The following is an 11,706-nucleotide window of genomic DNA, read 5'->3' as shown; positions in this document are numbered from 1 at the left end:
AAAGAGATGATAAATAGTCTTAAAGTATTCGGTAAAATGGCGTTGCTACTGTTACTATTACAAGCAGGAGTGGTATACGGACAACAAGAACCACAGTACACGCAGTTCATGTATAACAAGTTGCCAATCAACGCAGGTTACACAGGTTCTAGAGAGGTGCTAAGCATTAGGGCACTGTATAGAAACCAGTGGACAGGCATAGATGGAGCACCACAGACAACGACAGTGAGTATTCACTCACCGTTTAAGAAAGAACACTCAGCCATGGGCTTTTTCTTAGTGAACGACAGACTAGGTGTAACGAACCAAACATGGTTTGATGTAAGTTACGCATACCGAGTACCACTAGGCAAAGGCGTAAAGTTAAGCATTGGTATCAATGCAGGTATACTATGGTATAAGAGCAACTTATCGGAGTTAAATCCATTGGAACAACAAGATCCAGTATTCCAAGAGAATGTAAGTAGAATACTTCCAGATGTAGGAGCAGGACTATATATCTATCACAAGTATTTTTATGTAGGAGCGAGTGTACCTAACTTTATCAAAGGCGACTTGTACAACAAAGACCAAGTAGACGCACTAGCACAGAGTTCACAAGGTAGCTTTACAAGTGCAAGCAGAACACCACACTTTTTTGCACTAGCAGGAGGTGTAATACCAGCAGGTAAGGTACTTAAAATCAGACCACAGATAATGTACAAATACATAGCTAGTGCAGAGCAAAAGATACCACATGAGTTTGACTTTAACTTAAGCTTACTCATTTACGATAGAGTAAACATAGGCGGAACCTATAGAACTGCCTTTCACAACAAGAAGACAGGACTAACGAACAGCGATAGCTTCGATGCACTTTTAGAGGTATGGCCAACCAAACAACTGTTAATAGGCTTTGCCTATGATTATACACTAACCAAACTCGGAGATTATAACAATGGTAGTTATGAAGTGATACTAGGCTATGACTTTGGCTTTGAGAAGAAAAAAGTAATCACACCAAGATATTTTTAAAAAGACCTAAAACAGAAATACAAATGAAAAAGGGACAAAAATATATAAAAAGAGCAATAAAAATAAACATAAGCAAAATAGTACTATTACTTATGATGCTCCTGTTTTTAGGCATGCAAACCAAAGCACAAGTAATAGAAGGCGGTGGAGTTACAGAAAATGCAATAGGAGGCATAAGCAAAGCAGAGAAGTTATACAACGACTTAGCCTACAAAGAAGCGATACCATTATATGAAGATTACCTAAAGAAAAAAGGTGAAGGCGATGTCAAAGCGATGAGCGAGTTAGGCGATTGCTATAGATTAACATCTAACTTTGTACAAGCAGAGTATTGGTATGGCAAAGCAGTAAATGCAGGAGATGAATTAGATCCAAAATACAAGCTATACTACGCACAAATGCTACAGGCAAATGAGAAGTATGAAGAAGCAGCAAAGTGGTATGCCAATTACAAGCAAAGTGTACCAGAAGATAAAAGAGCAGGGAATCAACTCAAAGCAAGTGCGGACTACGGACAGTACTTACTAAGTAGAGATAGATACGAAATACATAATTTAGATTTTAACAGTGGTGGATATGATTTTGGACCATATTACAAAGACGGTGGCTTATACTACTCCTCAAGTAGAGACAGTTCAAAAGCAATAGGCAGAGAACACACATGGACAGGGACACAGTTTTTTGATATGTATTTTGTAGAAGGAAAAGGTACGAAGTTCGATAGCAAGCCAAAACAGCTAAAAGACGATGCCAGTACGAAGTATCACGAAGCAACACCAAGCTTCACACCAGAAGGGAATAAGGTTTATTTCACCAGAAACAACTATTATCATGGCAAGACAGGCAAGAGTGATGATAAGATAGTAAAGTTAAAGATATACGAATCGGAGGTGAATGGACTGAAGTGGGACAAAGACAAAGAGTTTGCGTATAACAATGATGAGTATAGTGTAGGACATCCAGCACTTACACCAGATGGTAATACGATGTATTTTATCAGTGATATGCCAGGTGGTTACGGTGGTACAGATGTATATGTAACACAGAAAGAAGGCGAAGGCAGTTGGGGTACACCAAAGAACTTAGGACCAGAAATCAACACAGAAGGCATGGAGATGTTTCCGTATGTAGATAAGGATAATAACCTATATTTTGCTAGTGATGGACATGGCGGTTTAGGCGGTCTAGACATCTTTAGAACGAAAGTAGACGCAAAGACAGACAAAGTAGGTAAGATAAGAAACATAGGAGCACCAATCAACAGCTCTTATGATGACTTTGGCTTAGTATATGGCGAAGACAAAAGCACAGGATATTTTACATCAAACAGAGAAGGCGGACATGGATTAGATGACATTTATAGCTTTGAGGATGATGGAATTTACCTAGAAGGAATAGTAGTAGATGCACAAACAGGCGAGCCAATCTGTGAGAGTAAAGTAAAGATGATCGCCAAAACTACGAGCAGTGAAGAAGGTAGAACAGAAACGGAGTGCGATGGTGAGTTTGAGTTTGGAGTGATTAAGAATATGGATTACTGTTTTGAGGCGAGTGCAGAAGGTTATGCAAGCAACAATAGTGTGTGTGCTACAACCAAAGGCGTAGAGCCAGGTGGAACAGTATTTGTAAAAATACCATTAGAGAAGAGCAAAGAATATGCTATGAGCATCACGGTACTAGGTAAGAGCTTAGAGAGCTTAAACACACCAAATACTACGACACCAGAAAGCATAGAAAACATAGACAACAAAACACCAGAGAATACACATCCACTGGCAGGAGCGAAGATACTATTGTCTAGCAAGTGTGAAGGATGGACAAAAGCACTAGTAGCAGATGAGAATGGTAAGATATGCGAGATAGTAAGATGCGACTGTGATTACATAGTAGTAGCCAACAAAGAAGGATACCTACCAGGATATACAGAAGTAATCAAAGATGATGGCGATTGTAAGATAGACATGAGATGTGGTGTTAATCCAAAAGAAGTAGAAGTAATACTAGATCCAATACCAGGTGGTATGATAGACACAGATGGCGATGGCATACCAGACAGCTATCCAGATGGAACCATATCAGAGCCAATCGTGTTAAAAGACATTTATTATGACTTTGACAAGTGGTATATAAGAGAAGAGAGTGAAGGCGACTTAAACAAGTTACTTAGCTTCATGCAAGAGAACCCAAGTGTGATAGTAGAAATTGGCTCACATACCGACTCAAGAGCACCATATGATTATAACATCAAGCTATCGCAACGCAGAGCACAGAGTGTAGTGAACTGGTTGATAGCAAGAGGCATCAGCAAGAATAGACTACAAGCCAAAGGCTATGGTGAAACACAACCAGTGAATGGCTGTACCGATGGTGTACCATGTAGCGAGTACGAACACCAAAGAAACAGAAGAACAGAGTTTAGAATAGTAGGAGGTGGCTACGACTTCAAATCACTACAAAGATTTGATATGCAAGTCAACCCATGTAGAGACTGCCCATTCTAAGAAGGAGAGAATATAGCTAACGCAACAAATTTTCTTGTTTGGCAATGAGTGTTGCAACAGTTGCATCGCCTGTTACATTAGTAACTGTTCTGCACATATCTAATATTCTATCAACAGCAAAAATAAGAGCAATGCCTGCTAAAGGAATTCCTGCTTGTTCTAAAACAATAACCAACATTACCATACCAGCACCTGGAACTGCTGCTGAACCAATAGATGCTAATGTTGCGGTAACTATGATGCCTAATTGTGTAGCAAAGCTTAAATCGATGCCTAATACTTGTGCTATAAAAACAGCTGCTACTGCTTGATATAAACTAGTTCCGTCCATATTTATGGTAGCACCTAATGGCAAAACAAAGCTGCTAATGTCGTCATCTACACCAAGATGTTCAGTTACTCTTTCCATAGTTAATGGCAATGTAGCGGCTGATGATGCGGTAGAGAATGCTAGAAGTTGTGCTGGTGCTATTGCACTAAAAAATCGACGCAAATTTATTTTTACAAAAAATCTTATTAAGAATCCATATATAATGATTACTAAGAATAGTAGTGAAAAAATGACTGTAAACATATATTTTCCTAATGCTAAAAAAACATCGGCACTTGGAATATTGACTATCATAGCTGCCATTAGTGCAAACACACCAATTGGTGCTACGCTCATTATTAAATCAATCAATTTTAATAATACTTCATTCGCTCCATCAAAAAAAGCAATTACTGGCTGTGCTTTTTCAAAAGGAATTAATATTAATCCAATGCCAAAGAAAAGTGTTACTACAATAATTTGTAGCATATTGCCATTGTTACTTGCAGATTCAATGATGTTACTAGGAAATAAATCGACCAATGGTTGTAGTGTACCATTGGCTTTTGTAGTATTTGCATTTTCTTTTTTTTGAATTGCTTCTGATGCATATTGCTCTAATAAAATTTGTCTGGTTTCTGGTTGTACACTTTTTCCTGGTTTGATTATAGATACCATAATTAAACCTACGCTGATTGCAATAACTGTGGTTAATATATACAAGCCAATTGTTTTAACGCCAAGTGTAGATAGTTTGGTGATGTCTTTAATATCTGTTACGCCTTTGATTAGTGATGTTACTATTAATGGTATTGCAATTAGTTTGAGTACATTAATAAATATAGTACCAAATGGTTGAATGAATTCAATGACTAATTTTTGAGCATTACATTGGTTGGCAAGATAACCTATTAATACACCTAATAGCATTCCTATAATAATTTTCCAATGTAGTGCTAGTTTTGTTTTAGTCATTCATCAAAGATTATTTAAAGCTCAAATTACGCATTTGAAATTTATTCTAAAAATTATTTTCACATATAAATATAATATTTAATAAATATTTTTTCATATTAAAAGAAGACTTTTATTCATTTTGTCTTGATATTTACCTGTTGGTAAACAGGCAAAACAAATCAAAACCTGCTTGCCAGCAGGCAAGAGTCAAGAAGCATTTAAGGCAATTTTACTTTACTCTATTTTTATTTTGGTGAAGTAAACCGATGATAAATTTATATCTTCATGCTTATTGCTCGTTCCTCGCAATACAATTTCGATACATTTACATCTATTGCTAAAAATGCTTCTACGCTATACTGCATTGGTTTTTGCTTTTTTTATTTCGATCAATTTATTGTAAGTTGCTTATAAATTGTTCTAAGATGGTAATAGCAGCATCTGCAACTGGAGTTCCTGGTCCGAAGACTGCTGCTACACCATTATCATATAAGTATGGATAATCTTGCTTTGGAATAACGCCTCCACAAACTACTTTTATATCTGCTCTATTGTAATTTGCCAAGCATTGAATTAACTCTGGAATTAGTGTTTTATGTCCAGCAGCTAATGAACTCACACCTACAATATGTACATCGTTTTCTACTGCTTGTTTGGCTACCTCTGCTGCTGTTTGAAACAAAGCACCAATATCCACATCAAAGCCAATATCTGCAAAACCTGTTGCAATAATTTTAGCACCTCTATCGTGTCCATCTTGACCAATCTTAGCTACTAAAATTCTTGGTTGTCTGCCATATTGTTTAGCAAACTGCTCCGTTAATGTTTGTGCTTTATTAAAATTGCTATTCATCTTAATCGACGATTTATAAACGCCAGCAATTACTGCATTATTGGCTTTGTATCTTCTGAAATGTGTTTCTAAAGCATCAGATATTTCGCCTAATGTTGCTCTTGCCTTAGCTGCTTCTATTGCTAAAGCTAATAAATTATTGCCTTTGTTTTTAGCGGCATCTGCTAATGCTTGTAAACTCGCTTGTACTTTACTTGCATTTCTAGTACTTTTAATGTGCTGTAATCGTTCTATTTGTTTATTTCTAACTTCTGTATTATCAATTTCCAAGATGTCAATATCTGTATTTTCATCGGTGATAAAATCATTCAATCCAACAATAATATGTTCACCACTATCTATTTTTGCTTGTTTTTTTGCAGCAGCTTCTTCAATTCTTTGTTTCGGAATTCCAGCTTCAATCGCTTTAGTCATTCCACCTAAACTATCAATTTCTTTCAATAACTCAATAGCTTCATTTAAAATATTTAAAGTTAAATTTTCTACTAATTCGCTTCCAGCCCAAGGATCGATAGATTGTGTAACTCCAATTTCTTTTTGTAGATATAATTGTGTATCTCTAGCAATTTTAGCAGAAAAATCGGTTGGTAATGCAATAGCTTCATCTAATGCATTGGTATGCAAAGACTGTGTTCCACCAAGTACAGCTGCCATTGCTTCGATGCAAGTTCTTGCTACATTATTAAAAGGATCTTGAGCTGTTAAACTCCAACCAGAAGTCTGACAATGCGTACGCAACATCAAGCTTTTTTGTAATTTTGGTTGAAACTGTTTTACTACGAAAGACCATAAAACTCTTGCTGCACGCATTTTAGCAATCTCTTCAAAATGATTCATGCCAATTCCCCAAAAAAAAGACAATCGTGGTGCAAAGTCATCAATATTTAAACCAGCAGCTAAACCAGTTTTAATGTATTCTAAACCATCTGCAATGGTATACGCCAATTCTATAGCAGCAGTAGCTCCAGCTTCTTGCATGTGATAACCACTAATAGAAATAGAGTTGAATTTTGGCATATATTGACTGGTATATTTAAAAATATCAGCGATAATATGCATGGAATTTTGTGGTGGATAGATGTAAGTGTTTCGCACCATAAATTCTTTGAGAATATCGTTTTGAATGGTACCACTGAGTTGTTCTTGTGCTACGCCTTGCTCTTGTGCTGCAACAATATAAAATGCCATGATTGGTAAAACAGCACCATTCATCGTCATCGATACAGAAATTTTATCGAGTGGAATTTCATCGAATAAAATTTTCATGTCTTCTACGGTATCGATAGCAACGCCAGCTTTTCCTACATCGCCAGTAACTCTATTGTTGTCGCTATCGTAGCCACGATGTGTAGGTAAATCGAAAGCGACAGACAAACCTTTTTGACCAGCAGCTAAATTTCGTTTGTAAAAGGCATTAGATGCTTCTGCTGTAGAAAATCCAGCATATTGTCTAATTGTCCAAGGTTTTTGAACATACATTGTTGGATATGGTCCTCTTAAAAAAGGAGCTTTTCCTGCAATATAGTGTTGCAATGGTGTTGCTTGATTTTTTTGTTTTTGTTCTTCAGCAACTAATGATTCAAAACTTTGGTTGATGCTTGCCATTGCTGTAAAGGTAGTAAATTTTATAATTAGCTAATTTGGTAATGTCGCTAATAAGTTTAAATTAATATTATGTGTATTTATTTTATATTTTTATAGTATGCAAAGATTTGATGTAGTGTTTTCTTTGGATGAAAATTGAATGTTTTTTCAAATAAGCTACCATCTATAATTACTGGATATTTGAAATAATTGATTAAATACAATGGCATTGTTTTGAGTTTGAAAGATTTTACAATTCGCTCGGTAAGTGCTGGTGGTACAGATGGTATTTGTATTGGAATACATCCTGATTCTTTTACTGCATCTTGTAGCGCAATATAATCTGCTGGTGCAACATTGTAAACGCCTGGTTTGTTTTGCTCGAATGCAGTACAAATGGCATCTCTCATATCATCGATATGTATAAACTGCATTAATGGAGAAAAGCCCCAAAGTACTGGTGAACTTTTAGCCGCTAACATCATTGAAAAAGTATTTCTAATTCCTGGTCCTGCAATATTACAAGGTCTTAGTATAGTGATATTTAATTCAGGATGTTTGTATAAATATATGTTTGATAAATTTTCTAACTCTACAGAGTCTACTAAATCCATAGTTAGTTCAGATGCTTTTAATGGTGTTTTTTCATCTAATAAAGAAGGATTATAAGGACTTGCTCCGTAAACAAAATAGGTAGATAAAACTAATGTTTTTGGTACATTATATTTTTTAGCTAAATCGAATAATTTTCTAGTACCAATTACATTAGCATTATAACGAGAAAAACGATTCATTTCTTGTGTAGAAATTCTACCTAAGTGAATAATACCATCAAACTGGTGTTCTCTAAAAATATCTTCGAAAATTCTTTTATTAAAATCTACTTTATAGCTTTCAACAGGAACACCCAAATCTACCTTAGTTCTAAAGTCAACAGCAATAACTTTAAAGTCCTTTTTTAAATGTTCAATAACTTTCTTGGCTAAAGCACCAGCTGCACCTGTAACCATTATTTTTTTTCTTGCACTCATTATTTCTGAAAAATTGAAGTTCTTTTATCTAATCCATCTTTAATTAAATTATTAATTGCTGCTTTAACTGTATCTACTCTTTTAGTAATTAAATGCTCTGAATGTACATCATTTTCAAAATACATTGGTTCTCCAAAATGCAAATATACTTTTGAAGGAATTACAAACGGTACTACTAATGGAGCATATGGTATTCCTAATAATTTAGCCAAAGGTTTCATATCTGTAAGAGAAATGATAGACTCTTCGCAACCAACAACACCTACAGGAATAATTGGTGCTTTGTTTTTCATGGCTAAGTGCATAAATCCATTGCCAAATCTTGCTAATTGATATCTTTTTGAAAATAGTTTTCCAGAACCTCTAACACCTTCTGGGAATACTACGATAGCTTCTTCATTATTCAACATTCTTTCGCAATTAGTAGTATCGCCAACTACAGCACCTACAGAGTTTAGCCAATTGCCTACAAAAGGAACTGTAGGAAAAAATTTTTCTGCCATTGCCTTTGGTGCTCTTGCTCCATGAGTATTACTAACCATAGCATAAGCTATTAGCAAACCATCAATAGGTAGTTGACCACTATGATTGGCTATAATTAAACATCTGCCTTCTTTAGGTATATTTTCTAAGCCAAACGCTTCTACTCTAAAATAGTCTTCATATAAGAATTTAATTACTCTTAAACTATCTTTTAAACTTCTTAAATTAAATCCCCAAGCATCAAAACCTTTAGAGCCAACTTTATTTGGAAAAACATTGATGAATTCATCTATTCCATCATCATTAAAAATTTGTTTTAATATGGTTGTATTTTTTTTTGCCATTTTTTTATCCTAAAGAAATAGAAATTTAAGATAAAATATTATTCTAACCAAAATTATTAGTAAATTCAACGAAATAATAATTTATGCTTAATTTTAGATTTTTTCATATTATTGTATTAGCATCATCTTTATTATTACTCAATGCATGTAAAAAAGAAGGTAGCAATATAAATAACTCAGCAAATCCTTTAGCTCAAAAAAAATATAATGAAGTGTGTTTTTTAACTACACATAATGCTTTTAATGCAAAAGAAAATTATTATTTATTGCCTAATCAAGATTATGGCATTACAAGACAGCTAGCAGATGGTGTTCGTGGTTTGATGATTGACGCTTATGAAGGCACTAGCCAAGCTTTAGTCTATCATGGTGTTTCAATTGGTGGAAATCAATTTTTAACGGAAGTACTTGATGAAATAAAAACATTTTTAGATAATAATACACAAGAAGTAGTAAGTATTGTTTTTGAAAACTATTGTCCGTTAGAACAATTAATCAATGCTATTGATGATGCTGGTTTAGACCAATACTTATACACGCATAATGGTACATGGCAAACGCTACAACAAATGATTGACAATAATCAGCGATTAGTAATTTATGTTGAGTATGGATATGATAGTGAAAGTCAACCTGCTTGGATGATGAATGCCTATGATATTATGTTTGATACGCATTTTGAATATGAAAAACTTTCTGATTTTAATTGCAATATTTTTAGAGGTCGTTCTGGAAGCAAAGAACTCTTTTTAGTAAATCATTGGTTGTCGAATGGTGGTTTGCCAAATAAAAGTAAAGCTCATGTTGCGAATCAATATGACATTGTTAAGAAAAGAATAGATAGTTGTAGTGTAGAACAAAATCATTTTGTGAACTTTTTAGCAGTAGACTTTTATAACATTGGTGAAGCGAAGCGAGTAGTTGATGAAGTAAATGGATTGTAAATTCAAATAGCATTTAGGTTAGACTATATTTCTAATGCATAATCTTGATAAAACAAAAAATCCTTGCAATAAAGATTACAAGGAGTTTAAAATTTTGTACCGTGGGTGGGAATCGAACCCACACTCCGTAGAACACGAGTTTGAGTCGTGCGCGTCTACCAATTCCGCCACCACGGCATGTTTAGTTATTGGTCATTTGTAAAAAGTTATTAGTCAATAGTATTGTACAAGGTCTCAATACTTAGTACTCAATACTCTGTACTTAAAAAGAACTGCGGTGCAAATGTAAAAATAAAAATACAATTATTTTCCAAATGCTCTCATTATATCTAATCCGTTAGAGTAAAATAATAAGAATAATACAATTACAAATCCTACAGTTTGAGCTGCATTCTGTATTTTTTGAGGAACTGGTCTGCCTATAAGCATTTCAATCAACAAAAACAATACATAACCACCATCTAGCATTGGTATTGGTAGTATATTCATAAATGCTAATATCACAGAAATTAATGCTGTAATACTCCAAAATGCACGCCAATCAAAAGTTCTAGGAAAAATTTTACCAATACTATAAAAGCCACCTAAAGAATCTTTTGCTTTTACTTCTGGTGAAGTAAACAACATTTTGATACTTTTAAAATATTTTGCTAAAGTTTCAAACGACTGTTTGATTCCTGCTGGAATTGCAGCGAATAAACCGTATGATTTTTTTTCTGTTTTATAAAATTCTGATAAGCTAAGATTTGGAGCATAACCTAATGTGCCTTCTTTAGTAACATTTGCAGTTAATATTTTTTCTGTTCCATTTCTATCTACCAAAATATTTATCGTTGCATTTTTATGTAAACTGAGTTGAGTTTTTACTTCATCAAAGAAAGGTGTAGCTACACTATCGATTGCTAGAAATTTATCGCCTACTTGTAAACCTGCTTTTTTTGCATTGCTACCATCTGTTACTTGATCTACTATAGTTGGAAATCTTGGTTCTATAATAGCAACACCACCATTCTTACCACTTTTCTTAATAAATTTATTAATAACACCACTTTTTACAGGCAAATCTACAAATTGGTTGTCTCTATAAACTCTAATTGTTTTAGCTTGGTTGAGTAATAAATCACCTTCAAAATCGTTGAAATTTTCTACTGCATTGCCATTAATGCTAATAATTTTATCGCCATCTTGTAAACCTAAATCATAGCCAATACTATCTACCACCATAATACCATTGGTAGCATTTTTCATAGGTAAATATTCTTCGCCATAAGCCATGAGTAAACCAGTGTAAATGACCATTGCTAAAATCATATTTACAGTAACACCACCAATCATTACAATTAGTCGTTGCCAAGCTGGTTTAAATCTAAACTGTTGTTCTTTTGGTGTATCGTCTTTGTCTAATTCTTCTTCTGTGGTTGTTTCATCTACCATTCCAGCGATATCTACATATCCACCAAACGGAAACCAACCAATACCATATTCTGTATCACCGATTTTCTTTTTAAATAAAGAAAAATTTAATATTTTAGGAAAAGGAAATAGAAAATCAAAAAACAAGTAGAATTTTTTTACTCTTGTGCCAAATAATTTTGCAGGAATAAAATGTCCTAATTCATGCAAAACAATAAGAATAGACAATGACAAGAATAGAAAAAAGAGTTGTATTAAGTTCATCGTAATTT

8 protein-coding genes and 1 tRNA gene are annotated in these 11,706 nt (G+C 34.2%); 3 read left to right on the top strand and 6 right to left on the bottom strand.

Annotation, left to right across the window (positions count from 1 at the left end):
• Positions 1-36 precede the first annotated feature (36 nt).
• Together H6553_10325 and H6553_10320 are read left to right on the top strand one after the other, a co-directional pair.
• Entirely contained in the window at positions 37-1,014 is a 978-nt protein-coding gene (locus H6553_10325; GenBank protein ID MCB9034222.1) for a type IX secretion system membrane protein PorP/SprF, read from the top strand.
• A gap of 23 nt (positions 1,015-1,037) precedes the next feature.
• A complete protein-coding gene (locus H6553_10320) occupies positions 1,038-3,515 on the top strand; it encodes an OmpA family protein (GenBank protein MCB9034221.1) in 2,478 nt (825 codons plus the stop codon).
• Between the two features lie 16 nt (positions 3,516-3,531).
• On the opposite strand, the gene H6553_10315 is transcribed toward H6553_10320, so the two are convergent.
• The 4 genes from H6553_10315 to H6553_10300 form a co-directional block, all read right to left on the bottom strand.
• Positions 3,532-4,800 (bottom strand): dicarboxylate/amino acid:cation symporter, encoded by a 1,269-nt coding sequence (locus tag H6553_10315; GenBank protein ID MCB9034220.1) that lies wholly within the window; start codon positions 4,798-4,800, stop codon positions 3,532-3,534.
• Between the two features lie 376 nt (positions 4,801-5,176).
• On the bottom strand, positions 5,177-7,240 hold the full coding sequence (gene scpA / locus H6553_10310; GenBank protein MCB9034219.1) for a methylmalonyl-CoA mutase: 2,064 nt from the start codon (positions 7,238-7,240) through the stop codon (positions 5,177-5,179).
• Between the two features lie 77 nt (positions 7,241-7,317).
• Complete coding sequence (locus H6553_10305; GenBank protein MCB9034218.1) at positions 7,318-8,250, bottom strand: NAD-dependent epimerase/dehydratase family protein; 933 nt, start codon at positions 8,248-8,250, stop codon at positions 7,318-7,320.
• A complete protein-coding gene (locus H6553_10300) occupies positions 8,250-9,077 on the bottom strand; it encodes an acyltransferase family protein (GenBank protein MCB9034217.1) in 828 nt (275 codons plus the stop codon). Before H6553_10300 ends, H6553_10305 begins: the two co-directional genes overlap by 1 nt.
• Positions 9,078-9,160: 83 nt before the next feature.
• On the opposite strand from H6553_10300, the gene H6553_10295 reads away from it, so the two are divergent.
• Complete coding sequence (locus H6553_10295) at positions 9,161-10,021, top strand: phosphatidylinositol-specific phospholipase C domain-containing protein (protein MCB9034216.1); 861 nt, start codon at positions 9,161-9,163, stop codon at positions 10,019-10,021.
• 97 nt (positions 10,022-10,118) lie between these two features.
• Here the strand turns inward: H6553_10295 and H6553_10290 are convergent.
• Positions 10,119-10,198 (bottom strand) — tRNA-Leu (locus H6553_10290).
• A gap of 126 nt (positions 10,199-10,324) precedes the next feature.
• Positions 10,325-11,698: an RIP metalloprotease RseP gene (rseP, locus tag H6553_10285; GenBank protein MCB9034215.1), complete on the bottom strand. Its 1,374-nt coding sequence runs from the start codon at positions 11,696-11,698 to the stop codon at positions 10,325-10,327.
• Positions 11,699-11,706: the final 8 nt, after the last annotated feature.

The organism is Chitinophagales bacterium (assembly GCA_020636535.1).
In the GTDB taxonomy this organism is placed as follows: domain Bacteria; phylum Bacteroidota; class Bacteroidia; order Chitinophagales; family JADIYW01; genus JADJSS01.
Note: the sequence above shows the minus strand (reverse complement) of the source record. Positions and strands in the feature narration are given on the sequence as shown.

Coding starts and splice junctions, on each gene's coding strand:
- H6553_10295 (MCB9034216.1), top strand. CDS start 9,161: ATGCTTAATTTTAGATTTTTTCATATTATTGTATTAGCATCATCTTTA.
- H6553_10305 (MCB9034218.1), bottom strand. CDS start 8,250: ATGAGTGCAAGAAAAAAAATAATGGTTACAGGTGCAGCTGGTGCTTTA.
- rseP (MCB9034215.1), bottom strand. CDS start 11,698: ATGAACTTAATACAACTCTTTTTTCTATTCTTGTCATTGTCTATTCTT.
- H6553_10300 (MCB9034217.1), bottom strand. CDS start 9,077: ATGGCAAAAAAAAATACAACCATATTAAAACAAATTTTTAATGATGAT.
- H6553_10315 (MCB9034220.1), bottom strand. CDS start 4,800: ATGACTAAAACAAAACTAGCACTACATTGGAAAATTATTATAGGAATG.
- scpA (MCB9034219.1), bottom strand. CDS start 7,240: ATGGCAAGCATCAACCAAAGTTTTGAATCATTAGTTGCTGAAGAACAA.
- H6553_10325 (MCB9034222.1), top strand. CDS start 37: ATGGCGTTGCTACTGTTACTATTACAAGCAGGAGTGGTATACGGACAA.
- H6553_10320 (MCB9034221.1), top strand. CDS start 1,038: ATGAAAAAGGGACAAAAATATATAAAAAGAGCAATAAAAATAAACATA.